The organism is Paraburkholderia nemoris (assembly GCF_905221015.1).
Classification (GTDB): domain Bacteria; phylum Pseudomonadota; class Gammaproteobacteria; order Burkholderiales; family Burkholderiaceae; genus Paraburkholderia; species Paraburkholderia nemoris.
The window spans coordinates 258,201-281,782 of sequence record NZ_CAJNBO010000009.1 but is presented as its reverse complement, the minus strand read 5'-3'; the positions used below and the strand labels follow the sequence as shown (position 1 = coordinate 281,782).

The window sequence follows — 23,582 nt, the reverse complement described above, 5'->3', positions numbered from 1 at the left end:
GTCAATGGTAACCACGTGCTCACAAAATGAGCATCTCATTTGCTTGTGATCCCGCACTGGGATAGGCTATTTATTCCGGATTTGGCCCACACGACAGAATATTTACTCTATGACCACACCACCCAGACGACTCGACCGCATCGACATCGGCATCCTGAGCCAGTTGCAGCAGAACGCGCGCATCACCAATGCGGATCTGGCCCGTTCGGTGAATCTGTCGCCCACACCCTGCTTCAACCGCGTGCGCGCGCTCGAAAAGCTCGGCCTGTTCAAGCAGCAGGTCACGCTGCTGAATCCGGAACCGCTCGGGCTGCGCATCAACGTGTTTATTCAGGTGAGTCTGGAAAAGCAGGTGGAAGACGCGCTGACTCGCTTCGAGCAGGCGATTTCGGAGCGCCCCGAGGTGATGGAGTGCTATCTGATGACGGGCGACGCCGACTATCTGCTGCGCGTCGTGATGCCGGATATGCAGACGCTGGAGCGCTTCATCGTCGATCATCTGACGAAGATTCCGGGCATCTCCAACATCCGGTCGAGCTTTGCGCTCAAGCAGGTGCGCTACAAGACGGCGTTGCCGCTCCCGTCGTCGGGACTGACGCTGGCCGATCCCGACGACGTTTCAACCGACTGGCGCTAGGGGGTTCACCAAGCGCGCACCAAGCCAGCGATTACCCGCGTGTATAACGCGCAGCCGGCAGGCTGTGCGACAGGTTCGGCCCCAGATGCTGGCGAGCGGTGTTGAAGCGCTCCCAATCGGCCGCGTCCGGCAAGGACGGAATCGTCACGAGTTCATGCTGGTCGAGGCCCACGAGCGCGGCGTCCACCATGTCCTCGGCGGTCATCACGATCTGCGACGGCAGATGTTCGACCGCGAGACCGGCGCGGTCCCAGAACGCGGTACTGGTGGCGCCCGGCAGCACGGCCTGCAACTGCACGCCCTTGTCGCCCACTTCATGATGCAGCGACTGCGTCAGGTTCAGCACATAGGCCTTGGTGCCGCTGTAGGTACCGTTCAGCGTTTCCGGCGACAGCGCGACGATCGACGAGATGTTGATCACGATACCGTTGCCGCGCTCCACGAAACCCGGCACGGCTGCCGCCGTCAGGCGCGTCAGCGCTGTCACGTTCAGCTCGATCATGCCGTCGAGGTCATCGATATTCGAGTCGATCAGCGAAGCCGTCGCGCCGACGCCCGCGTTGTTGACCAGCATGGTGATGCCCCGGTCGGCGCGCAGACGCTCCTCGATACGCCGCTGGTCGGCCTTGACGGTCAGATCGGCGGCAATGGTCTCGATATGGCGGCCGGTTTCCGCGGTCAGGCGCTCGGCTACGCCCGTCAGACGTTTGACGTCGCGCGCCACCAGAATCAGGTCGTAACCGCGCCGTGCGAGGCGGTCCGCATAAACCGCACCGATGCCCGACGATGCGCCCGTAATCAATGCCGTGCCCTTGTTTGCTTGCGTTGCCATGGTGAATCTCCTTGCGGGCTTGGCGCGTCACGCCTGAGCCCTGATCGATGAATGGGGAAACTGAAACCTCCGCCGCTGCGCCTTCTTGGTGGGCATCGCGGTGTTGACGAGTGAAGTCTAGGCGCGTAGCCTCTTGTCTCAAATGTCGTATTTACCTCGTTTTAGGACATCGCAATGAAGCGCGTCGGCGTGGTGGTGTTTCCCGGCTTCCAGATCCTCGATATGGTGGCGATCTCCGTGTTCGAGCTGGCCAATCTCGAGGTTGGTCAGCCGGAATACGAGGTGGAAGTCATCTCCGAACAGGGCGGGATGGTGCGCAGCTCGGCGGGCGTCGAAGTTGCCACAAAGGCGTTCGGCGACCCGGCGTATGACACGGTGGTCGTGACGGGCGCGATGCAGATCGAGCCGTCGTCGGCGGGATTGCTGGAGTTTTTGAACGACGCCCTCGCCGCCTCGCGCCGCACCACCAGTATCTGCACCGGAGCCTTCGTGCTGGCCGAAGCGGGCATCCTGGACGGCCGGCATGCCACCACCCACTGGTTCCACGCCCGCGACTTGCAGCAGCGCTTTCCCGATACACGGATCGACGACGACCGCATCTTTATCGTCGACGGCAGAGTGTGGACCTCTGCCGGCATGACGGCGTGCATCGATCTGTGTCTGGCGCTGGTCGAAAGCGATCTCGGCGTCGAGGTCTCGCGCGCCATCGCCAAGAAGCTCGTGGTCTATCACCGGCGGGCGGGCGGGCAATCGCAGTTCTCAGCCATGCTCGACCTGGCGCCGAAGTCCGACCGCATTCAGGACGCGCTGTCATACGCGAAGAACCATCTGCGCGAGCCGTTGACGGTCGAACAACTCGCCGACGTCGCGCATCTGAGTCCGCGCCAGTTCAGCCGCGCCTTTCGCGACGAAACGCGCCAATCGCCGGCCAAGGCCATCGAGGCGTTGCGTGTAGAAGCCGCCCGCGCCATGCTCGAAGCGGGCCGTCACTCGATGGAAGCCGTCGCGGCCGAAACCGGCTTTATCGATACCGAACGGATGCGGCGCGCCTTTCTGCGCGCGTTCGGCCAGCCGCCGCAAGCGATTAAACGGGCAGCGCGCGCGATGTAGCAGTGTGTTGTAACAGAGGTGGTGGACAATATCGCCAACAGCATCTCCACTTTGAACCGTACGGCAACTAGAGGACGCGTGATGAACTACGACGACAGCAATCCCTTCGCGAAGATTCTGCGCGGCGAATTACCCTGCATCAAAGTGGCGGAAAGCGATGCCGCGCTGGCCTTCATGGACCTGATGCCGCAAGCCGACGGCCACATGCTGATCGTGCCAAAGGAAGCGGCGGTTGAGATCTTCGAGTTGTCGGATGCGTCGACGGTGGCCTGCATGCGCATGACGCAGAAACTCGCCATCGCCGTTCGCGCGGCCTTGCGCCCGGACGGCGTGTTCATCGGACAGTTCAATGGCGCCGCGGCGGGACAAACGGTGCCGCACGTGCATTTTCACGTGATCCCGCGCTGGGAAGGACAGCCGCTGCGCATGCATGCACGCGATGTCGCCGATGCGGCCACGCTCGAAGCGCTCGCCACGCGCATTCGCAACCATTGGCGCGCCCCTGCAGACGGCGCGAAGGCCGAGGACGACGCAACTGGTCACGCCCCGTAATATGTGTAATGGCTGGTGAAACCAGCCGCACGCGCTAGACGGCTAGACTGGCGTCTGCCTTGTACCCGCAAGGCATTGAGTGTGGATCTCTTTTCAGCCTGCCCGAAACGGCAGGCTTTTTTATTTGCGGGTTTCGTTCGCGGGTCTCACGCGATGCGCCCTCGCCTTGCAGCGCGATGATCGATGCATTCCACTGAAAGGGTCAAACCCGATGCCGCGAGCGGCGCAGCGGATGCCGCCAGTCACGGCGCGGCTTCGTGGGCTCAAGATGCAGGTCATGCAGATGACGATGCTCCTGCCACAACTCGTCGGAGAAAAGAAACGCGACGATGAGCAGCGGGATGACCAGAAAGGCGCCTAATATCAAGTGCTCGATCACGGTAGCCTCCATCGCAAGAGCATGATTTCATTGTAGAGCACCGCATGTGCCCACACGGTGCCGAGCCCCTCACAAATTTACGATAAGCGGCCTGCGACAACGCGACGCCCCACCCTTGTCGAACCCGCGCGACGCCTCGCGCTTCGCAAGAACGGGCTGCGTGGGCGCGAGGCGTTGTAAGAACTCCCCGCGCTAAGGTCTGACTAACAGGAAACGCAGGCTTGAGTTCTCACGCTGAACCTGTGCAATCAAACCAATAATTCTCAAGGGGAATCCAATGACTATCGAACGCAGCAGCGAACTGACCCTGCGCCCGCTCGAGCGCACCGATCTGCGCTTCGTCCACGAAGTGAACAACAACGCAAAGATCATGCGTTACTGGTTCGAAGAGCCTTATGAAACGTTCTCCGAACTGACCCAGCTCTACGACCAGCACGTGCACGACCTGCGCGAGCGCCGCTTCGTGGCGATCGACAACGACGGCCAGACCGTCGGCGTCGTCGAGTTGATCGAGCTGGACTATATCCACCGGCGCGGCGAGTTCCAGATCATCATCGCACCGGATGCGCAAGGCCGCGGCTACGCCACCATCGCCACTCAACTCGCGATCGACTACGCGTTTTCGGTGCTGAACCTGCGCAAGGTCTACCTGATCGTCGACAAGTCGAATACCGCGGCCATCCACGTCTATGAGAAGTGCGGTTTCCGGCACGAGGCCGAGTTGATCGAGGAGTTTTTCGGCAACGGCCGCTATCACAATGCGTTGCGCATGTGCATGTTCCAGTCCGAGTTCTTCAAGACCAATCAGCACGGCTGAGTACCCTCAAACCGCGTCACCCAGGCACGCCCTGCTGCGTCGCCTGGGGCACCTGGCACCTTTTATCTTCTGTATACACACCGTTATTTCGTGATTTTTGATTAGTCGGGTGAATGACTTTGTGTGCAATGCACCAAATGCCCGCATTAATTGTAGTAATTCACTTAATTGGTGCCTCTCGTTTACGCCAATACGCACCGCAAAGCTTTACTGGTTAAAGCGGCGCACCCTGCCCGTCTTTTAGTTATCCGTTTCAATCAGCCCTGTTTAAGCGGCTGCTCAAGGCTTAAGCAGGTGCGACAGGTGGTGCGACAATTCGCCGCTGTTGCGACCGCACACAAGATGTGCTTGTCGTTCTTGCGCGTTCTCCTAAAGTGCAAGGTGCGGGTTCGACGTTAAAGTTAAATACATAGCTAACCTGAGTAATTCAACCCGCACCGGAGGAAAATATGAAAACGCGAATCGCCCTTGTTTTCGCCATTGCGGGATTGGCTGCCGCTTCTGTTCAGGCTCAAGACGCCATGGTCAAGCCGCAGCAAACAATCCAGTTCAAGGCCAACGCGTATGGCTGTCTGTCGAAGGATAAACTCGACGCCGCCGATGTCCACGCGCAAGCCGGTGAACAGCAAAAGATGCAGGAATTCTTCTCGGGATATCAGTGCGTTTCGACGCCAGAAAACTCGAGTTTCCGCGTTGTTCGCGTAGTCGGCCATGACGTCGAATTCGTGAATGCCGGCAATAGCGATACACAAGGCCTCTGGGCAAACGATCGATTCATCAAACAATAAGCTAAACGCCAATACTCCGGGTAAACGCCCGGTTTAATTTTCGCTATAAACCCTCTGATATTAAAAACTGAGGGGCTGCGAACCTGCGAGTTAAAAATCGGCTGGGCATTACGTGCCCGGCCGCTTTTTATTTCTGCGCGCGCTTTGCATACGCGTTTTCCATAACGTGACGCCGATAAAAAAGCCGATGCGGGCTTTCGATCCGCATCGGCAATACGCCTTCTCGCAAAGCGCAGGGAGAAACGGCTAACCGTTCAAAAGATCATCAATGCGAGTCGCGCGGCACCGGCGCGCCGCTCGATCCGACCAGGAAGTCCAGATCCGCCCCCTGGTCCGCTTGCAACACGTGCTCGACGTAGAGCTTGTAGTAGCCGCGCGTAGGCGGCGCAGGCGGCTGCCAGGCAGCGCGCCGACGCGCGAGCTCTTCGTCGGTGACATCCAGATGCAGGCGGCGGGCGTCGACGTCGAGTTCGATCATGTCGCCGGTTTGCACGAACGCGAGCGGCCCGCCCGCGGCCGCTTCCGGCGATACGTGCAGAACCACCGAGCCGTATGCCGTGCCGCTCATGCGGCCGTCCGAAATGCGCACCATGTCCGTAATGCCTTTTTGCAGCACCTTCTTTGGCAGCGGCATGTTGCCGACTTCAGCAAAACCCGGGTATCCCTTCGGCCCCGCGCCCTTGAGCACCATGACGCAGTGCTCGTCGATATCGAGCGAGTCGTCGTCGATCTTCGCGTGCAGCTCCTCGATGTTCTCGAACACCACCGCGCGGCCGCGATGTTTCAGCAGATGCGGCGTTGCCGCCGACGGTTTGATCACCGCGCCGTTCGGCGCCAGGTTGCCCTTGAGCACCGCAATGCCGGCCTTCGGCTTGAACGGCTCGGCGAACGTCGTGATGACCTTCTCGTCGTGATTCGGCGCGTTGCGCACGTTGTCCCAGATCGTCTTGCCGTTCACCGTCAGCGCTTCGCGATGCAGAAGACCTTGCTCGCCGAGTTGCTTGAGCACGGCGGGCAAGCCGCCCGCGTAGTAAAAGTCTTCCATCAGGTACTCGCCTGACGGTTGCAGATTCACGAGACACGGCACGTTCGAGCCGAGCTCCCAGTCTTCCAACGAAAGTTCCACGCCGATGCGCTTGGCCAGCGCGATCAGATGCACGACCGCATTGGTCGAGCCGCCGATCGCCGCATTGGTGCGGATCGCGTTTTCGAACGCCTGACGCGTGAGAATCTTGTCCATCGTGAGGTCCTCGCGGACCATATCGACGATGCGCCGGCCGGCCAGATGCGCGAGCACTTGCCGGCGTGCATCGACGGCGGGAATCGCGGCGTTGTGCGGCAAACCCATGCCGAGCGATTCGACCATCGAAGCCATCGTCGACGCCGTGCCCATCGTCATGCAGTGGCCGCGTGAGCGGTTCATGCACGACTCGGCTTCGGTGAACTCTTCCTGTGTCATCGTGCCGGCGCGCACTTCCTCGGACATCTGCCAGACGCCCGTACCCGAGCCGATGTTCTTGCCCCGAAACCGTCCGTTGAGCATCGGTCCGCCCGACACGGCCAGTGCCGGCAGATTGCACGACGCCGCGCCCATCAGCAGCGCCGGCGTGGTCTTATCGCAGCCCACCAGCAGAATCACGCCGTCCATCGGATTGCCGCGAATCGACTCCTCGACGTCCATCGAAGCCAGATTGCGAAACAGCATCGCCGTAGGCCGCAGGTTGGTCTCGCCGAGCGACATCACCGGAAACTCGAGCGGCAAGCCGCCCGCTTCGTGCACGCCTTTTTTTACGTACTCGGCGAGCTCGCGAAAATGCGCATTGCAGGGCGTCAGCTCGGACCACGTATTGCAGATACCGATCACCGGACGTCCGTCGAATTCGTCGTGCGGAATGCCCTGGTTTTTCATCCACGAACGATGCAGAAAACCGTCGCGGTCTTTGAGGCCAAACCACGCCTGGCTGCGCAGCGGCTTTTTAGTCTGGTTGGAATCAGCCATGAAATCTCCTGTTGACAAGCATGTAGTGCGGGGCGCGTGTCAGTGCACGCGCTTGCTGCGGCGGTACTGATCGAACAACACCGCGAGCAGCAGAATCCCGCCGCGAATCAGGTATTGGTAGAAGGTCGGCACGTTCATCAGGCTCATTGCGTCCTGCACGGAACCCATGATCAGCACGCCGACCAGCACACCGGAAATCGTTGCGACGCCGCCCGTCAGCGAGACGCCACCGAGCACGCACGCAGAGATCACGCCGAGTTCGAGACCGACCGACGTTTTCGGGTCGCCGAGACTCATGCGTGACGCCAGCATCACGCCGGCAAAGCCCGTGACGAGGCCCTGCAATACGAACACTGTGATCTTGATTCGGGTGACCGGCAAGCCCGCGAGCAAAGCGGCCTCGCTATTGCCACCCACGGCCAGCACGTTTTTGCCGAACACGGTTTTCTTCAGCAGAAAACCGAACAGCACGAAGCCGACAATGTTGCTCCAGATCGGATAGGAAATACCGAGGAACGCGCCGCCGCCGAGGTCGAAGAAACGCTCTTCGGAAATCATCACCGCGTCGCCGTTCGACGTGATGAAGGCGAGGCCACGCACGACCTCCATCATCGCAAGCGTGACGATCAGCGAGTTGATCTTGTAGCGCGCAACCAGCACGCCGTTGACCAGTCCGACCGCGCCACCCGCGAGCACGCCGGCGGCGATGCCGAGCGTCACGCTATGCGTCGCGGTAATCAGGGTCGACGCCACCACGCCCGCGAACGCAACGATCGACGCTACCGACAAATCCACTTCACCGAGCGCGAGCACGAACATCATCGTTACGGATATCGAACCAATTAGCGTGACGGAGAGCAGCAAGCCTTGGATGTTTCGCGAGCTCAAGAAATCCGGCACGGTGAACGACAAAGCCGCGAACAGGATGATGAACACCATCACGATGCCGGACTTGTTGATCAGGTCCCAGGTGCGCGCGGCGCGCGCGCTCAGGCCCGAGGAAGCGATGGCTGGCGTGGAGGAGTCGGTTGAGGGTGTCTGCATGATGTCTATTCCGTTTTCGATGGCGTGACGCAATTGCCGTCGGTTGCATTCAGTGTTCTTCGGTTGACTGGCGAACGCGGTGTCCTCAGCGTGGCAGCGCAAGCTTGATCAGCGCATCCGGCGTGGCTTGCGCCTTCGGCAGATTGCCGACGATGCAGCCTTCCTTCATCACGATCACGCGATCCGCCACGCCGATCACTTCGGCCAGATCGCTCGACACGACGATCACCGTGCGGCCCGCTTCAGCGAGCCCATACAGCAGGCCGTAAATTTCGCTGCGCGCGCCGACGTCGATGCCGCGCGTGGGTTCATCCATCAGGAACACATCGATGTCTTCGGCGAGCCAGCGCGACAGAATCACCTTCTGCTGATTGCCGCCGGAGAGGGTGCCGATCGGTGTTTCGCCGTTACGCGTTTTGATCGAGAGCTTGCCGATGAACTCTTTGGCGGTCTGCGCTTCCTTGCGGCCGTTGAGCACGTTGAAACGGCTGAAGTGACGGCGGCAACTGATGTTGAGGTTGTCCGACACCGAAGCAATCGAGACGATGCCTTCCTGTTTGCGATCTTCCGGACACAGTGCGACGCCCGCACGCACGGCATCGCGCGGCGTGGTGAAACGCACGCGTTTTCCCTTCAGCGTGATCTCACCGGCGCTCGGTTTGACGGCGCCGTAAATCAGTTTCATCAGCTCCGAACGGCCTGCACCGACCAGACCGAAGAAGCCGACGATTTCGCCTTTGCGTGCGGTGAACGAGGCCGGTTCGCGCAAGCCGCGTCCCATCAGGTCCTTGACTTCGAGTTGCAGGCCGCCCAGTTCGCGTGAGCGGTAGCCGTACACGTCGGCGATTGAACGGCCCACCATGCAACTGATCAGGCGATCGCGATCGAGTCCGTCGCCGGCTTCGAACGTATCGATGCGGCGGCCGTCGCGAAACACTGTCACGCGGTCGCATAGTTCGTAGACTTCATCCATCCGATGTGTGACATAGACAATCGCGCGGCCCTCGGCCTTCAATGCGCGAATGATCCGGAACAGCTGCGCAGTTTCACGCGACGACAACGAACTCGTCGGTTCGTCGAACGCAATCACACGCGCATCGCGCATCAGCGCCTTGCCGATTTCGATCATCTGGCGCTGACCGATCGAGAGATTCTTCACCTGCTGCGACGGGTCAATTTTTTCGCCGAGTCTTTCCAGCTCGCGCACCGCACGTGCGATCAGCGCTTTTTCATCGAGCACGCCGAAGCGGTTGGGCAGGGCGCCCAGCATCAGGTTTTCTGCAACCGTCAATTCAGGCACCAGATGCAGTTCCTGATAGATGATCGCGACGCCCGCCGCGATGGCCGCCTTGGTGGTGACAAACTGCTGCTCGACACCATCGAGCAACAAGGTGCCCGCCGCCGGCTGGTTCACGCCGGACAGCACTTTGAGCAGCGTCGATTTGCCGGCGCCGTTTTCACCCATCAAACCGTGCACCTCGCCGCGCCGTACGTCGAGCGACACCTGGTCGAGCGCGAGCACGCCGGGAAAGCGCACGGTGATGCCGTCGAGTTGCAGATACGGATCAGTCGACGTAAGCGTAGGCGAGGGCGCTTGCGTGGGCGACGCCATTTCGCCAGTGTGAGAAACCGTCATCAAAAGCCTCTAGCGGGTGGACAAACTGTGCGGGCCGATCTCGCGTTGACGTCAGCGTGAACGTGAAAAAAGGCCCGCAGTGTGCAGACTCGAATACCGCTTAAATTCCGAGCTCTTTACGCACGTCCTGCCAGTTGCCGCGCACCATCAGCTTTCCGGTGGTTTGCGTGTCGGCGGGCGGCTGCTTGCCGTCCTTGATCCACTCGACGAGGTTCTCCGTGCTCTCCTTGCCGTGCATCGTCGAGCTCACGGCGATCGTGCCGTAGAAGCCCGTCGGTTCCTTCTTCTGGAACTCGGCAAACGCTTCGCCCGCACCGTTGATGCCCACGCCGATCACGTCCGCCGCCGGAATGTGCAGTTGCTCAGTCGCGCGAACGCCGCCCAGCACGCTTTCCTCGTTCAACGCGAAGATCACCCACTTCTTGATGTTCGGATGCTGCGCAAGCACCGGCGACGATGCGTTGAAACCGCCTTCGTCATCGGTGGTCTTTTGCGGCGCGTCGAAGATGTTTTCCTTCTTGAAGCCGCCGGCCAGCAGCGATTCCGTTGCGCCGTCGGTGCGCAGTTTGGCGGTCGGCAGTTCGTAGTTCGTGATGCGCAGCGCGCCGACTTCTTCCGGCTTCCAGCCGCGGCGCTTCATCTCTTCGGAGATCGCCGTGCCGACCTGATTGCCGATCTTGAACGCGGACATGCCCAGATGCGGCACGTTCGGCAGCGGCTTGCCGGTGGAGTCAACCAGTTGATCGTCGACGGTGACGAACTTCATGTTGTAGCGCTTCGCACGCGCCTGGATCGCCGGTCCGAGCCGCACGTCGGGCGCGCAGATCACGAAGCCTTTGGCGCCTTGCGCGCCGAGGTTATCGATCGCGGCCAGCACTTTTTCACCGTCTGGCGTGCCGATGTTGACCACCGAGAAGCCGTCCTTCTGTCCGAGCGCGGTTGCGGCTTTCTGTTCGTTGATGAACCACGCCTGTTCCGGCATCTTCACAAGGAAGCCGACCTTGAGCGGCTGATCGGCGTGCGCGGAGAATTGTGCGGCAAAGGGTGCGGCGAGTGCCGCGGCGGCGATCGCGGATAGCGTCAAACGGCGAAGCTTGCTGGTCATACTTGTCTCCTGAGGTTGGAAAGCTGCATTGGTTTCGTTTATTTGCAGCGGGGAATGCACGGCGGCGTCAGCCGGGGCGTGGATGGGCGATGGGGTTAGCCGTTCGAATCGCGGCAGCGTGCGCTGTGCAACACGCGGCATGCTGAGCGATGAGATTCGCGGCCGGGTGAACTGCGAGATACACGGCAGCTACGGCGCCGCAACGGGCAGCGGACTGAGCCGTGGGAGATGTGGCGTGGTAAGCGAGTCTCATGGCCATCAACCCGCGACGTAGGCCGTTTTCACGGCCGTCCAGAACGCTGCATCGGTGGCGCCGTAGGCCGATGCCTTGCGACCGCCACCAGGCGCGTGGTGCTCGACGGTGGTCGTCGGCAGATTGATCGTGACGAGGCCGCATTGCGCGTGGCGGCGGAAATGCCGCGCGCGACTCAAGGAGCGCGTGCAGATGCCGGCGCATAGACCGTAAGCGGTGTCGTTCGCGAGATGCAGCGCGTGGTCGTAATCGTCGGCTTTCAGCACGACGGCGAGCGGACCGAAGATCTCTTCCCGTGCGATGCGGTGTTCGGGTTCGCCGATAAACAATGCCGGTTCGAAAAAGTACCCACGTGTCGCGCGCTCCAGCTGTCGGCCGCCGTGCAGAAGTTGCGCGCCTTCCTCCTGACCAACGCGTACGTAGTCGAGATTGCGCTCCAACTGCGCGGCGTTGGCGACCGGGCCCATATCCGTGCCGTGCTTCAGTGCGTGATCGACGTTGAGTCTCGCGAGCTTCGCTCGCAATGCGTCGACGAACGGCTCGAATACTGCACGTTCGACGATCAACCTCGACGCCGCCGTACTGCATTGACCGGTGGAGCCATACGCGCCGCTGAGGGCGGCATCGACAGCGCTGTCGAGATCGGCATCGGCCAGCACCACGAAGGGATTCTTGCCGCCCATTTCCAGCTGTACGCGTGCTTGCCTTGCCGCGGCAACCTGCAGGACACGTGTGCCGGTCTCTGCGGACCCGGTGAAACTGATCGCCGCCACCAACGGATGCGCAACGATCCGCGCGCCGACCTGCCGGCCGCTGCCCATCACCAAATTGAATACGCCGGCCGGCAAACCGGCGCGGCTGATAATCGATGCCAGCGCCGCAGCGCAACCCGCTGCCGATTCGGCCGGTTTGAAGACTACGCAATTGCCGTAGGCGAGGGCGGCGCCGATCTTGGCGGCGGCAATCGCCAACGGCGAACTCCACGGCGCGATGATGCCGATTACGCCGAGCGGTTCACGCGTAACATCGATCTCGACGCCGGCGCGCGCCGACGCCACGGGCTCGGCAAATGCGCGAAGCGCCTCGGCGGCTAAGAATTTGAAAAGCTGGCCGGCGCGCGTGGCTTCGGTCAAGGCTTCGGGCAATGGCTTGCCGATCTCGCGCGCGAGCAGCCGGCCGAGTTCGTCACGCCGCGCCAGCATCTCGCTGCCGATCGCATCGAGCGCATCCGCGCGGCGCTGCGCCGAACCCAGCGACCATTCGCGGAACGCCGCGCTGGCCGCTTCAATGGCTATATCGGTTTGCCTTGCATCGGCCCGCACGTAATCACCGACCGGTTCATCCAGATCCGACGGATTGAGCGACACGCCGGTGGTCGCGCCCGTCTCCCATCCGCCATTGATGTAATGGCGAAACGGACTGGCAACGAGCGGGACGAGCGGATCGCGATTCATCGACGGGAGGGCGCCACATGGGGAAGCTCAGAAAGTCCACGAATGGTATGAGCCGCCCCAATAACTTTCCAATCCCTTTTTCGGCCATCCCGATATCAATTTCGATATGGCATGATGGAGACTCAACGACGGCAAATCGTCCGACAGATGGCATCGAGCCGCATAGGGAGACAGGCCATGACGCGTAGCTACTCGAACTGGTTCGTGCGGGCGCGGCTTAAAACACGACAGTTGCTGCTGCTCGCGGCAATGGAAGAGGAGGGCAACGTCCGGCGCGCCGCCGACGTGCTCGGCATGACCCAGCCCGCCGCGTCGCGGCTCCTCAAAGAGCTGGAAGACATGCTGGAGGTGAGTCTGTTCGACCGCACGCCGCACGGCATGCACGCCACGCTGTATGGCGAAGTGATGATCCGTCACGCGCGCATGGTGCTCTCGAATCTCAGCCACGCACACGATGAAATCTCGGCCCTGCGTGCCGGTCTGGCCGGCCAGGTGCGGATCGGCGTGATCGCCGCGGCCGCTGCGACGATGGTGCCGCGCGCCATTGCCAGCGTGAAGGAACGCTATCCGCAGTTGCAAATCTGGGTGGAGGTGGAAACCTCGGACGTGATGCTGCCGAAGCTTGCCGAAGGCGAACTGGACATCATGATCGGCCGGGTCCTGGAGCGGCAAAACCAGTTCAAGGCGGAAGTCCGTTATGAACCGCTCGCCGACGAGCCGCTATGCGTGGTGGCGCGTCCCGGCCATCCTCTCGAAAATGAAACAGGTTTGACACTGCGTGGAATCGTCAACGCGAGTTGGGTTTTGCACCCGCCGGGCAGCGTTTTGCGTCACCGCTTTGATCTGATGTTTTCGCAGATCGGACTGAATCCGCCCCAAAACGTCGTCAATACCAACAATTTTTTGGCAATTTCGAGCTTATTACTTCAAAGCGACATGTTGGCGGTTTTACCTGACGAAGTGGCGCGTCAGTACCAACAGTACGGTGTTCTCAAGCAGGTACCGATCGATTTACCGTGCAGAATGGATACATTCGGTATCATCACGCGCCAGTCGCATCTGCTTTCGCCAGCGGCCTCCGTCGTGCTGGAAGCCTTGCGGCAAGCCGCTGCCGAGGTGTATGGCACTGCTTTCGAGCCGACAGTGGCGCGATAAATGCTTCTCCCGTTGCGATAGTCGCAATTGCAGCCGGTTTTTTCGGCCCGGGAGGAACACGCGATGTACAACAAACACGGAAAACGGCAACGCGCCGTCGACGATTCTTTTTCTGTTCGCTCCGGCTCCGGTGGAGTGAGCGCCTGGTTTAGTAACGGCATGGCTCTCAAATCGACGATTTACAAGGCGGAACTACAGATCGCCAACATGGACCGGCACTATTACGCCGACCATTCCCTGACGATCGCCCGCCATCCCTCGGAAACCGACGAACGGATGATGGTCCGCGTCGCCGCGTTCGCGCTGTTCGCGCAGGAACGCCTCGAATTCTGCAAAGGTTTGTCGGATGTCGACGAACCGGATCTGTGGCAGAAGGACCTCACCGGCGCGATCGAAACCTGGATCGAAGTCGGCCAGCCCGACGAACGGCGCATTGCCAAGGCGAGTGGCCGCTCGAACGAAGTGATCGTGATCGCTTATGGCGGCCGCACGTCGGACATCTGGTGGCAGGGCGTGCGCAGCAAGGTCGAACGCATGCGCAATGTGACGGTATGGACGCTCGGCGAAGACGTCGCCGCCGCGCTCGGCTCGCTAGCTGAACGGACCATGCGTCTGCAATGCACCGTGCAGGACGGCGAAGCATGGCTCGGCAGCGCCGATGCCGATGCGGTGAAGATCGAGTGGACGGTGTTGAAGGCGCCCGCCAACGCCTGGTAGCCTGCTACCCTTGTAACTTGGTAAAGGCCTTGGCAGCGCCCATTACAGCGACGTCACACGCGCCGCTTCGGGTGGCCCTTTGAGCTCGACCATATTGCCTTCCGGGTCGAACAGATACAGCGACTGCCCAAACCCATCCGCGCCATAGCGCAAAGCCGCCTCGCCCGGCCGCGCGCCGTGTTCGGCCAGATGTGCCTTGAGCGCCTCGGCGTCGAACGGTTCAACCCGCAAACACACGTGGTCCATATTCCGCCCCGCGCCCGGCACGCCGTTTTCGGGGTGATCGAGCTTGGCGCCGACCTTTAACAGGTCGATCAGCGAGCGCCCCGCGCGCAACTGCGTCAGGCCCAGATCGGGTTGCTCCTTCTCGACGCTGCAACCGAGCACCTCGCAGTAAAAGCGCGTCATCTCCGGAACGTTCGACGCCCGAATGACAATGTGATCGATCTCGCGAATGTGGATTTTCATATCGAACGCCCCTTGCGTGGCTCGCAGAACGGATGAACAGCCACCAGTGTAGGAGAAAGGACGGCGCCGCGAGAGCGGGCGATCAACCGGCCGCAAGGGACAGACCAAAAATGTTCAGACGAAAAAAAGCCCGCTCTATGTGGAGCGGGCTGAATCCATATCAGGAGGAGACATGGAGGAGACAGGTACTAATATACACATGGGGTTGATGCGACGCAATAACTTTTTAAGGGAAAACCCGATATCGGGCCAAATTGTCGCAGTTTGAGGCGAAACGGGCGCCCGGCGGGGCTTCCGGCCCTACGAGGAAGCGCAATGACAGAGCAAGAACCGGAGCGTAGTGTTTCGGCATGCGGCCTACATTGGTGAGCATCGACACCGCCTTTCCGGGACCATCATGAACCGCACCGAGACTACCGAGATCAGCAACGAAGCCGCTGCCAGCACGCCGCGCTGGACCACCGACGCCGAGCGTTGGGAGGCCGTCACCCGCCGCGACCCGCAGGCCGACGGCGCGTTCTTCTTCGCCGTCAAAACGACGGGCGTGTTCTGCCGCCCGTCGTGCGCGTCGCGCCAGCCGCGTCGCGAAAATGTCGCGTTCTTCACCGACGCAAACGCCGCGCGCACCGCGGGCTATCGCGATTGCAAGCGTTGCCAGCCCGGCGGCCTGCCGCGCGAGCTGGAGATCGTCAATCGCGCCTGCGCCGCGCTGGATGCCGATCCGCAGCAGCGCCTCACGCTCGCGCAGCTAAGCGACGCGGTGCACGTCAGCCCGTTCCACTTGCAGCGCCTGTTCAAGCGCGTGGTGGGTGTTTCGCCGCGTCAGTATCAGGCCGCGCAACGCGGCGCCGCGTTGCGCGACGCGCTGCAGAGCGGGTCGGACGTGACACGCGCTACGCTCGACGCCGGCTTCGGCTCGCCATCGCGGATGTACGACAGCGCTTCAGCCGAATTGGGCATGGCGCCATCCGCGTTTCGCCGCAAAGGCGCCGGGCTTACCGTGCGCTACGCCAGCGCGTCGACCTCGCTCGGCTTCGTGCTGATCGCCGCAACCGACAAAGGCATCTGCAAAATCGGTTTCGGCGACGATGAGGCGATACTCGTCGACGATCTGCGTGGCGAGTTCGCCAACGCCGAACTGGTCGAAGACGCAACGCGGCTCGCACCGTTCATCGCCCAGATCGACGCGTATCTGCGCGGCACCCGCCAGGACTTCGATCTGCCGCTGGATATCGCCGCCACCGCGTTCCGGCAGCGTGTGTGGGACGCGTTGCGGCGCATTCCCTACGGTGAGACGCGCAGTTATTCGCAGATCGCCGAAGCGGTCGGCTCACCGCGCGCCGTGCGTGCGGTGGCGAGCGCGTGCGCGACGAATCCGGTCGCGCTGGCGATTCCGTGTCACCGGGTCGTGCAGAAGGGCGGGGCGCTGGCGGGATACCGCTGGGGCCTGCCGCGCAAGGCTGCACTGCTCGATAACGAAGCCCAGCACGCAGGCGACGTTTCGCGCGACGAACCCAAGCGCCGCGAGCACGCGGCAATCGCAACCACCACCAACCTGGACCACGCCGCGTGAGCACGCTTGACGACGTCGCAACACTCGAACTTCCCTTCAAACCACCCTTCGACTGGCCGCGTCTGCTGCGCTTTTTCGGCGGGCGCGCGACGCCCGGCGTCGAAGCCGTCGAAGACGGCGCCTATCGCCGCGCGATCGACTGGGCCGGCGACAGCGGCACGTTGACCGTACGGCTGCATCCGCGCAAGCGCTGCATCGTCGCGAACATCGACGGCCCTGCGAGCCGTCACGCCGACGCGCTCGCCGCGCCGATCGCGAGGATGTTCGACCTGCACGCAGACCCGAAGAAGATCGGCAACGAACTAGGCGCCGACCCATGGCTTGCGCCGTTGATCGAAGCCGTGCCGGGCTTGCGCGTGCCGGGTGCGTGGTCGGGTTTCGAATTGGTGGTGCGCGCGATCGTCGGGCAGCAGGTCAGCGTGAAGGCGGCGACCACGATCATCGGACGATTGGTGCAGCGTGCCGGCGAACGCATCGAAGGTCACCCGCATGAGAACACCGCGTGGCGTTTTCCGACGCCCGCCGCGCTCGCGGCTGTGGATCTGGAGAAGATCGGCATGCCGGGTAAACGCGTAGCGGCGTTGCAGGGCTTCGCGCAGGCAGTCGCTTCGGGTGACGTGCCGCTCGACAGCAACGTAGCCGATGCCGACAGCCTGCGCGCAGCGTTGCTCGCACTGCCTGGCATCGGGCCATGGACCGTCGAGTATGTAGCGATGCGTGCATGGCGCGATGCCGACGCCTGGCCTGCATGGGACCTCGTGCTGATGCAGGCGATCTGCGCGCGCGATCCGTCGCTCGTGCGGCCCACGCAGCAGCGCACCCGCACCGACGCGTGGCGGCCGTGGCGCGCGTACGCGGCGATGCATCTGTGGAACGAGGTGGCGGATCGGGCCGGCGCCGCGCGCGGCGGCTGAGGTGGTGTAGCGGTCGGGGGAGGGCAGCACGGAACTGGCGGACCGTGGGCGTGGGCACGCGGCTAGCGTGGCGGCTGCACTCGGGACGCTAAGCGAATCGCGCGTCGAGCGCGCGAAGGGTAGCGTAAGGCGCAGGGCAGCTACTTTCGTGCTGAATCGTGCTGAAATCAGGCCAGGTTGTGTCGTCGGAAGGCCGTCCGGAGCGGCCTCAAGCAGCCGTCGTGGCGAGATGTTAAAGTGCCCGCTACCCGAAAATTCCGCCGAACGTTGTCAACCGCGCAGTGCTGCACCTAAGCAGTGAAGCGGCACATGGCGGCCGACAACGCCCGACTCGCATCAATGCCAAACACGACACCTTCCCGCACGAACGACACGTTCTCGCACCGCCTGTCCGTGCTCACCACAGGCCCGCAGCGCGACGCGCTGATACGCGGCCTGCGCGGCATCGAAAAGGAAAGCCTGCGCGTGACGCACGACGGCAAGCTCGCCATGACGCCGCATTCGCGCGCGCTTGGCTCGGCGCTCACGCATCCGTCGCTCACCACCGACTATTCCGAAGCGCTGCTCGAACTGATCACGCCGGCTGAACACGATGTGGCGATCACGCTCGAGAAGCTCGATACGCTGCATCGTTTCGTCTACGCTGAACTCGGCGACGAGATCCTGTGGAACAACTCGATGCCGGGCCTGCTGCCTGAAACGGACGAAGGCATTCCGATCGCGCATTACGGCACGTCGAATATCGGCAAACTGAAGTACGTGTACCGCATTGGCCTCGCGCTCCGTTATGGCCGCACGATGCAGTGCATTGCGGGCATCCACTACAACTATTCGCTGAACGAAGAAGTGTGGCGGGTATTGCATGCCGACCAGCAATCCACGGCAAACGCCGTCGATTTCCAGTCCGACCGTTACCTGGCGCTGATCCGCAATTTCCGCCGCACCAACTGGCTGCTGATGTACCTGTTCGGCGCATCGCCGGCACTGGATCGCCGCTTCCTGCGCGATCGCCAGCACACGCTCGATACCTTCGACGCCGACACGCTGTATCGCCCGTACGCGACCAGCTTGCGCATGAGCGACCTCGGCTACTCGAACACCACGGCGCAAGCCGCGCTGCAGGCCGACTACAACACCTTGCCGGGCTACCTCGACGCACTCGCGAAGGCCGTGAGCCAGCCGTATCCCGCGTATGAAGCGATCGGCACGCAGCGCGACGGCGAGTGGGTGCAGATCAACACGAACGTACTGCAGATCGAAAACGAGTTCTATTCGACGATCCGTCCGAAGCGCGTCACGCATCCGGGCGAGCGTCCGCTGCACGCGCTGGCTGCGCGCGGCGTGCAGTACGTCGAGGTGCGCTGCATGGACATCGACCCATTCGAGCCGACCGGCATTTCACTGGAGACGTCGCGTTTCCTGGACGCCTACCTGCTGGTCTGCGCACTCGACGACAGCGCAACGCTGCCACCGGACGCGTACGCGGAGGCCAATCAGAACTTCGGCCGCGTAACGATGGAAGGCCGCAAACCGGGCCTAGAACTGACGCGCAACGGCAATGCGATTGCAATGACGGACTGGGCGAACGAACTGTTGATCAAGATCGACGCAGCCGCGGCAACACTCGACGCGCTGCACGGCGGCGACTCACACGCACGCGCCGTGGCGGTTCAACGAGCAAAACTGGCGGATGCCTCGCTGACACCGTCCGCACGCGTATTACAGACGATGCGCGACAAGCAGCAGAGCTTCCTCACCTTTGGCCTTGAGCAAAGCGAAGCGCACGCCGCCTATTTCCGCGCGCGCCCGCTGGATGCCGCACAGACGAAAGAATTTACCGACCTCGCAACGCAATCGCTTGCAGAGCAGGCCAAACTTGAGCGAGAAGAGGTGGGTTCATTCGACGCATTCGTCGCGGCCTACAGGGCATACACGTTGAACCGGTTTAGCGTCTAAACGACGACGAACGTAGGCAGCGCGTCGGAAAAAGCAGGCTAAGAACTAATGCCGTTCAGCCATCGCTGAACGGCATTTTCATTTGCGAAGCAGGAAGCGGCCATGAAGGGCCGCTTTTTTATTGCGCCTAGGTAACGTCTACGCAACGCTTCGCTGTCGGCCCAACTGCATCGGCAAATTCTCCGTCCGTTTAACCATTCGCAAATGCGTATGAAACACTGTGCTGGGGCTACGGTCCAACTTAGACGACACGCTCCAGAGAGGGAGGCTTCACCGCGATGAAAAAAGGTCTGTTGGCTGTAGTGTGCGTAGTGGCGGCGGGGTGTTCGACGCAGGGGCAGGTGAACCCGGACGTGATGCAGATCGCGACGACGCCGTTGACGTGTTCGAGCAAGGCCGAGTGTGACATGTGGTGGCAGCGAGCGCAGACGTGGGTAGCGGGCCATTCGACGTACAAGATCGAGTCATCGACTGACACGTTGATCCAGACATCGGGCCCGGACGGCGGCAAGCGCGCGCTGGCGTACCAGATAACGCGCACCGCGAACCCGGACGGCACAGCAACGATCGGTTTCGCGGCACATTGCGACGGCTCAATGGGTTGCAAACCAAACCCATGGGAGGCGGGCGCCGACTTCAAGCAATACGTACGAGGCAACACACCGGGCGCACCGCAAAGCGACACAAAACCATCGCAACCATCACCAACGGCGATGCACCCCGACGCATTGCAAGGACAATCGGTCCCGGGAACAAGCGGAGAAGCGATAACGCAGTAGGAGAGGAAAAAGCGGCAACGCGATCAGCGAAGAACGAGTTCGCGATCCTCTCGAGGATGGCTTCACCAGATTTTGCTTTTAGAACGATCTGACCGGCCTTGCACAAAAAAATCAGACACTCCCACCACCGACGCAAAAGCACGACGAGGGTTTTAGGAACTACTCTTCGGCGCGCGCAGCGCCGCCGGAAGTATGACGCCCTTGTCACTGGCGTATGCACGGGCACGAACACAGATTCCAGATGCACCACTACCTGTTGCGGGCTACGGTGCCCACTTAGCATTAGCGGTTTGAGCCGCTTTCTTTGCTTATCTTTCTTTGCGGCGGCAAAGAAAGTAAGTGCCGCCCCGCACAGGGGCAGCGCTAATAGACCACTAACAAATCAAGGAAAGGCACCGCCCCAGGAGTACAAACATAGAGCTCAAGCACGCCAACGATCCGACAACAAAACCCACCACCGCCGAAGGCAAAAAACCGCTCAATGCCCCATAGAAGCCCCAACCCCCTTCCTGGGCTTAGTAACCCAAACAAGCACAGCAAGCACAAGAAACGCCGCACAAGAAATACGAAAAAAATCATTAGTGGCCATCATGTAGGCCTGCGCAGTAACAACCTGATTTAACTGAGCGGTGAGGCTATCCCCAGAAAGCCCAATACTCCCCAACGCATTGGTATAAGCATTGGTATTAGCCGAATAGACGTTAACAGAATCAGTCAACATCGCATGATGATAGATAGTGTCATTCTCCCAGTACGTCGTACTAATAGCCGTCCCAATCGCCCCAGACAAAGTCCGAAAGAAGTTGGACAACCCGGAAGCACTAGCAAGCCGCTCATCCGACACGCTGGAGAGCGTAATAGTAGTCATCGGCACAAAGAAACAGGCAACGCCAATCCCCTGCACCAACCGTGGCCAGATCACATGATTGAACGGCACGTCGAGCGTAAAAGTCGAATTCCAGAACGACACAAACGCAAACACGATGAACGCAAAACTCGCCACCACCCGCAGATTCAGCCGATGCATGTTCTTGCCGATCATCGGCGACAAAAACAGCGCGAGAATGCCGACCGGCGCCGTCGCCAACCCGGCGAGCCCAGCGGTATACCCCATCACCGTCTGCAGCCAGAGCGGGAAAATCACCACTGACCCGAAGAACGCCATGAACCCGAATGAAATGATCACCACGCCGAGCGCGAAGTTACGATCCTTGAACAGCGAAAGATCGACAACGGGTTCCTTGTCCGTCATCTCCCACACCAGCAGAAACGCAATCGACACCACCGCGATAATCGCCAGCGTGATGATGAACGTCGAGTTGAACCAGTCGCGATCCTTACCGAGGTCTAGCACCATCTGCAGGCAGGACACGCCGATCACCAGCAACGCGAGGCCGACCGCATCGATGCGCTGTTTGGTGACCTTGGTTTCGCGGCCACGCAGCAGCAGGAACGCGCACACCGCCGAGAACAACCCGATCGGCACATTGATGTAGAAGATCCACGGCCACGTGTAGTTGTCGGTGATATAGCCGCCCATCACGGGACCGAAAATCGGCGCGCAAATCACCGTCATGGCCCAAAGGCCGAGTGCGAGCCCGCGCTTTTCTGGTGGGTAAGAACGCATCAGAATCGTCTGCGAAAGCGGGACCATCGGCCCCGAGACGAGCCCTTGCAGGAGCCGGAATGCGATCAGCGACTCGAAGTTGTGCGCGAAGCCGCACAGCGCCGAGGCGATCGTGAAAAGCAGAACGGACAGCGTGAACAACCGCACCTCGCCGACGCGCCGCGCCAGCCACCCGGTCAACGGCACGGCGATCGCCGAGGCCACGGAATACGACGAGATGACCCACGTGCCCTGACTGGTGGCCACGCCAAGGCTGCCGGAGATAGTCGGCACGGCGACGTTCGCGATCGAGGTGTCGAGCACTTCCATGAACGTGCCGAGCGCAAGACCGACGGTGAGCAAGGCCAGCGTCCCGCCTTTGAGTGGAGCGGGTTCGGCGGCGGTTAGGGCGTCGGCGGAAGCCGTGGCAGCCATATGTGTTTCTCCTCAGCCGGGAAAGCTTGTCGCGGCAGCTTTATCGCACCCATCAAGCGGCGCGCTTACATGCCGGATCACCCTCTGCCCAGACAGACATTTTCAAACGATGGCGCTTTCAAAAGCGCCTCTTGGTTACTGTCCGCCGTGACCTGGCGGAGGTTCTTCGGGTGAGTCTTCCAGCGAGTCTTGCGATGGTCCGACGCCGCAACATGCGCTTCCTCCCGCATCGATCCCGTTCGCAATGAAACGGCCGAGCAGGTCGAGCAGGGCGGCGTGGTCGGCGGCGGAAAATCCGCGCAACTGCTCGTTCAGCACGGCGGCGCCCAGACTGGGCAATTGCCGCGCCGCTTCGTGGCCCTGCGGCGTCAGCTCCAGCTTGACCATCCGACGATCGGCGTCGCTGCGCGTACGCACGATAAAGCCTTTCTTTTCAAGGCGATCGAGCAGACGCGTCATGGATCCGCTGTCGTATGACATGACGCGCGATAACTCGAACGGCGTGCTCGCACGTTGCGCGGATAACACCAGAATCACGCCGATTTGCTGGGCGGTCAGTCCTAACGGTTTGACCGCGCGGTCCATCCGCTCGACCAGCACGTTTCGCGCTTTCGTCAGGTAATAGCCGAGACTCGATTCGAGGTGAATCTCATCCGCGTTGTAAGGGCCGTCTGGCATCGTGTATCCGGGAACATCGTCAAGCAGAACGGATTCTAGCTGCCTAAGCAGACAAGTCAAATTTCATTTCGCGTCGCGCGAACAGCGCAAAAAACAACACCGCGGCTGCGCGCGAGCAAAGTATCTTGAAATTTAATTGCATAGTCAATATTATTATAGGCAACGAGTTACGCGCGACCCGCGCCACCCGAGACCATGTTCTGACCGATTGTCTGCACGCCGCAATGGCGCCGTGCCAAAAGGATTTCCCTGATGCTGTACCTCAAAAACACCCTTGGCGGCTTGAGCCGCTCCCTGACCGATTCCGCGCTGAGCAGCTTTCAAGGTCCGCATCGCTGGTGGAAACTCGCGTTGTTCGCCGTGCTGTTCGTGCTGCCCGGTGGATCGGTGGGCGTCGCGGTGTTGGCGTGGGTGGAGCATCGGCGAGGGCAGAAGGGGACCAAGGTCGTCCCGGTGGAATCGGTGGGGTCCATCGTTGCGGCGGGGAGTGTCGTCGCGACCGCCGCTGCTGCTGCAAGTCCGGTTGGCCCTTGCCAGGCACGCTCAGGCGCGCCGTGTCGCGCCGCGGCTGGCAAGCAGGCCCGGCAACCCACGTCATCGGATTCGCGCGTTTGATTCTCTAGTCGAGGGACGGCCTTTGTTGCCTGTGCGGCGCTTTTCCGCCGCCAGAGCCAACTACGCCGGTAACAGCACGT

Annotated in this window: 22 protein-coding genes; 12 read left to right on the top strand and 10 right to left on the bottom strand. The window is 61.4% G+C overall.

Going from position 1 to position 23,582, the window contains the following annotated elements:
- The first annotated feature begins 109 nt into the window (after window positions 1-109).
- Window positions 110-637 (top strand): Lrp/AsnC family transcriptional regulator, encoded by a 528-nt coding sequence (locus KHO33_RS16625; RefSeq protein ID WP_200565627.1) that lies wholly within the window; start codon window positions 110-112, stop codon window positions 635-637.
- Between the two features lie 31 nt (window positions 638-668).
- Here the strand turns inward: KHO33_RS16625 and KHO33_RS16620 are convergent, their stop codons facing one another.
- Entirely contained in the window at window positions 669-1,469 is an 801-nt protein-coding gene (locus KHO33_RS16620) for an SDR family NAD(P)-dependent oxidoreductase (RefSeq protein ID WP_200565626.1), read from the bottom strand.
- 174 nt (window positions 1,470-1,643) lie between these two features.
- Between KHO33_RS16620 and KHO33_RS16615 the strand changes: the two genes are divergently transcribed.
- Together KHO33_RS16615 and KHO33_RS16610 are read left to right on the top strand one after the other, a co-directional pair.
- Window positions 1,644-2,579: a GlxA family transcriptional regulator gene (locus KHO33_RS16615; protein ID WP_200565625.1), complete on the top strand. Its 936-nt coding sequence runs from the start codon at window positions 1,644-1,646 to the stop codon at window positions 2,577-2,579.
- 81 nt (window positions 2,580-2,660) lie between these two features.
- Window positions 2,661-3,131: an HIT family protein gene (locus KHO33_RS16610; RefSeq protein ID WP_200565624.1), complete on the top strand. Its 471-nt coding sequence runs from the start codon at window positions 2,661-2,663 to the stop codon at window positions 3,129-3,131.
- 202 nt (window positions 3,132-3,333) lie between these two features.
- On the opposite strand, the gene KHO33_RS16605 is transcribed toward KHO33_RS16610, so the two are convergent.
- On the bottom strand, window positions 3,334-3,510 hold the full coding sequence (locus KHO33_RS16605) for a hypothetical protein (RefSeq protein WP_172737709.1): 177 nt from the start codon (window positions 3,508-3,510) through the stop codon (window positions 3,334-3,336).
- A gap of 277 nt (window positions 3,511-3,787) precedes the next feature.
- Between KHO33_RS16605 and speG the strand changes: the two genes are divergently transcribed.
- Window positions 3,788-4,327 carry a spermidine N1-acetyltransferase gene (speG, locus tag KHO33_RS16600; protein WP_054037028.1) on the top strand — a complete coding sequence of 180 codons (540 nt, stop codon included), beginning with the start codon at window positions 3,788-3,790 and terminating at the stop codon, window positions 4,325-4,327.
- Between the two features lie 449 nt (window positions 4,328-4,776).
- The gene (gene sap1 / locus KHO33_RS16595; protein ID WP_054037026.1) at window positions 4,777-5,115 is read left to right on the top strand and encodes a surface attachment protein Sap1; all 339 of its coding nucleotides are present in this window, start codon (window positions 4,777-4,779) and stop codon (window positions 5,113-5,115) included.
- A gap of 265 nt (window positions 5,116-5,380) precedes the next feature.
- Here sap1 and KHO33_RS16590 read toward each other — a convergent pair whose 3' ends face one another.
- From KHO33_RS16590 to KHO33_RS16570, 5 genes are all read right to left on the bottom strand, one after another.
- Entirely contained in the window at window positions 5,381-7,114 is a 1,734-nt protein-coding gene (locus KHO33_RS16590) for an IlvD/Edd family dehydratase (RefSeq protein WP_200565623.1), read from the bottom strand.
- 39 nt (window positions 7,115-7,153) lie between these two features.
- Entirely contained in the window at window positions 7,154-8,158 is a 1,005-nt protein-coding gene (gene araH, locus KHO33_RS16585; protein ID WP_093634676.1) for an L-arabinose ABC transporter permease AraH, read from the bottom strand.
- A gap of 85 nt (window positions 8,159-8,243) precedes the next feature.
- Window positions 8,244-9,794, bottom strand: a complete 1,551-nt coding sequence (araG, locus tag KHO33_RS16580) for an L-arabinose ABC transporter ATP-binding protein AraG (protein WP_407946177.1) — start codon at window positions 9,792-9,794, stop codon at window positions 8,244-8,246.
- A 100-nt stretch (window positions 9,795-9,894) separates the two neighbouring features.
- A complete protein-coding gene (locus tag KHO33_RS16575) occupies window positions 9,895-10,899 on the bottom strand; it encodes an arabinose ABC transporter substrate-binding protein (RefSeq protein ID WP_054037023.1) in 1,005 nt (334 codons plus the stop codon).
- A 258-nt stretch (window positions 10,900-11,157) separates the two neighbouring features.
- A complete protein-coding gene (locus KHO33_RS16570) occupies window positions 11,158-12,606 on the bottom strand; it encodes an aldehyde dehydrogenase family protein (protein ID WP_200565622.1) in 1,449 nt (482 codons plus the stop codon).
- A 177-nt stretch (window positions 12,607-12,783) separates the two neighbouring features.
- Here KHO33_RS16570 and KHO33_RS16565 point away from each other — a divergent pair, with 177 nt between their 5' ends.
- Together KHO33_RS16565 and KHO33_RS16560 are read left to right on the top strand one after the other, a co-directional pair.
- Window positions 12,784-13,761, top strand: coding sequence for a LysR family transcriptional regulator (locus KHO33_RS16565; protein ID WP_200565621.1), 978 nt, complete (start codon window positions 12,784-12,786; stop codon window positions 13,759-13,761).
- A gap of 159 nt (window positions 13,762-13,920) precedes the next feature.
- On the top strand, window positions 13,921-14,478 hold the full coding sequence (locus KHO33_RS16560; RefSeq protein WP_054037178.1) for a YaeQ family protein: 558 nt from the start codon (window positions 13,921-13,923) through the stop codon (window positions 14,476-14,478).
- Window positions 14,479-14,520: 42 nt separating this feature from the next.
- Here the strand turns inward: KHO33_RS16560 and KHO33_RS16555 are convergent, their stop codons facing one another.
- On the bottom strand, window positions 14,521-14,946 hold the full coding sequence (locus KHO33_RS16555) for a VOC family protein (protein ID WP_093634532.1): 426 nt from the start codon (window positions 14,944-14,946) through the stop codon (window positions 14,521-14,523).
- 397 nt (window positions 14,947-15,343) lie between these two features.
- Between KHO33_RS16555 and ada the strand changes: the two genes are divergently transcribed.
- The 4 genes from ada (at window position 15,344) to KHO33_RS16535 (ending at window position 20,168) form a co-directional block, all read left to right on the top strand.
- Complete coding sequence (ada, locus tag KHO33_RS16550; RefSeq protein WP_200565620.1) at window positions 15,344-16,519, top strand: bifunctional DNA-binding transcriptional regulator/O6-methylguanine-DNA methyltransferase Ada; 1,176 nt, start codon at window positions 15,344-15,346, stop codon at window positions 16,517-16,519.
- The gene (locus KHO33_RS16545; protein WP_054043652.1) at window positions 16,516-17,433 is read left to right on the top strand and encodes a DNA-3-methyladenine glycosylase family protein; all 918 of its coding nucleotides are present in this window, start codon (window positions 16,516-16,518) and stop codon (window positions 17,431-17,433) included. Before ada ends, KHO33_RS16545 begins: the two co-directional genes overlap by 4 nt.
- A 339-nt stretch (window positions 17,434-17,772) precedes the next feature.
- Window positions 17,773-19,389: a glutamate--cysteine ligase gene (gene gshA / locus KHO33_RS16540; protein WP_200565619.1), complete on the top strand. Its 1,617-nt coding sequence runs from the start codon at window positions 17,773-17,775 to the stop codon at window positions 19,387-19,389.
- A 278-nt stretch (window positions 19,390-19,667) separates the two neighbouring features.
- The gene (locus KHO33_RS16535; protein WP_200565618.1) at window positions 19,668-20,168 is read left to right on the top strand and encodes a hypothetical protein; all 501 of its coding nucleotides are present in this window, start codon (window positions 19,668-19,670) and stop codon (window positions 20,166-20,168) included.
- A gap of 478 nt (window positions 20,169-20,646) precedes the next feature.
- Here the strand turns inward: KHO33_RS16535 and KHO33_RS16530 are convergent, their stop codons facing one another.
- Together KHO33_RS16530 and KHO33_RS16525 are read right to left on the bottom strand one after the other, a co-directional pair.
- Window positions 20,647-22,209, bottom strand: a complete 1,563-nt coding sequence (locus KHO33_RS16530; RefSeq protein ID WP_200565617.1) for a DHA2 family efflux MFS transporter permease subunit — start codon at window positions 22,207-22,209, stop codon at window positions 20,647-20,649.
- Between the two features lie 135 nt (window positions 22,210-22,344).
- Window positions 22,345-22,887 (bottom strand): MarR family winged helix-turn-helix transcriptional regulator, encoded by a 543-nt coding sequence (locus tag KHO33_RS16525; protein ID WP_054042763.1) that lies wholly within the window; start codon window positions 22,885-22,887, stop codon window positions 22,345-22,347.
- 252 nt (window positions 22,888-23,139) lie between these two features.
- Here KHO33_RS16525 and KHO33_RS16520 point away from each other — a divergent pair, with 252 nt between their 5' ends.
- Complete coding sequence (locus tag KHO33_RS16520) at window positions 23,140-23,502, top strand: hypothetical protein (protein WP_054042760.1); 363 nt, start codon at window positions 23,140-23,142, stop codon at window positions 23,500-23,502.
- Window positions 23,503-23,582 lie beyond the last annotated feature (80 nt).

Bases quoted from the DNA above. Each gene is read 5' to 3' on its own strand.
- gshA (WP_200565619.1), top strand. From the start codon at position 17,773: ATGCCAAACACGACACCTTCCCGCACGAACGACACGTTCTCGCACCGC.
- KHO33_RS16520 (WP_054042760.1), top strand. From the start codon at position 23,140: ATGCTGTACCTCAAAAACACCCTTGGCGGCTTGAGCCGCTCCCTGACC.
- KHO33_RS16610 (WP_200565624.1), top strand. From the start codon at position 2,661: ATGAACTACGACGACAGCAATCCCTTCGCGAAGATTCTGCGCGGCGAA.
- araG (WP_407946177.1), bottom strand. From the start codon at position 9,794: ATGACGGTTTCTCACACTGGCGAAATGGCGTCGCCCACGCAAGCGCCC.
- KHO33_RS16620 (WP_200565626.1), bottom strand. From the start codon at position 1,469: ATGGCAACGCAAGCAAACAAGGGCACGGCATTGATTACGGGCGCATCG.
- KHO33_RS16555 (WP_093634532.1), bottom strand. From the start codon at position 14,946: ATGAAAATCCACATTCGCGAGATCGATCACATTGTCATTCGGGCGTCG.
- KHO33_RS16575 (WP_054037023.1), bottom strand. From the start codon at position 10,899: ATGACCAGCAAGCTTCGCCGTTTGACGCTATCCGCGATCGCCGCCGCG.
- KHO33_RS16590 (WP_200565623.1), bottom strand. From the start codon at position 7,114: ATGGCTGATTCCAACCAGACTAAAAAGCCGCTGCGCAGCCAGGCGTGG.
- KHO33_RS16530 (WP_200565617.1), bottom strand. From the start codon at position 22,209: ATGGCTGCCACGGCTTCCGCCGACGCCCTAACCGCCGCCGAACCCGCT.
- KHO33_RS16560 (WP_054037178.1), top strand. From the start codon at position 13,921: ATGGCTCTCAAATCGACGATTTACAAGGCGGAACTACAGATCGCCAAC.
- KHO33_RS16525 (WP_054042763.1), bottom strand. From the start codon at position 22,887: ATGCCAGACGGCCCTTACAACGCGGATGAGATTCACCTCGAATCGAGT.
- speG (WP_054037028.1), top strand. From the start codon at position 3,788: ATGACTATCGAACGCAGCAGCGAACTGACCCTGCGCCCGCTCGAGCGC.
- sap1 (WP_054037026.1), top strand. From the start codon at position 4,777: ATGAAAACGCGAATCGCCCTTGTTTTCGCCATTGCGGGATTGGCTGCC.
- KHO33_RS16615 (WP_200565625.1), top strand. From the start codon at position 1,644: ATGAAGCGCGTCGGCGTGGTGGTGTTTCCCGGCTTCCAGATCCTCGAT.
- ada (WP_200565620.1), top strand. From the start codon at position 15,344: ATGAACCGCACCGAGACTACCGAGATCAGCAACGAAGCCGCTGCCAGC.
- araH (WP_093634676.1), bottom strand. From the start codon at position 8,158: ATGCAGACACCCTCAACCGACTCCTCCACGCCAGCCATCGCTTCCTCG.
- KHO33_RS16570 (WP_200565622.1), bottom strand. From the start codon at position 12,606: ATGAATCGCGATCCGCTCGTCCCGCTCGTTGCCAGTCCGTTTCGCCAT.
- KHO33_RS16565 (WP_200565621.1), top strand. From the start codon at position 12,784: ATGACGCGTAGCTACTCGAACTGGTTCGTGCGGGCGCGGCTTAAAACA.
- KHO33_RS16535 (WP_200565618.1), top strand. From the start codon at position 19,668: ATGAAAAAAGGTCTGTTGGCTGTAGTGTGCGTAGTGGCGGCGGGGTGT.
- KHO33_RS16625 (WP_200565627.1), top strand. From the start codon at position 110: ATGACCACACCACCCAGACGACTCGACCGCATCGACATCGGCATCCTG.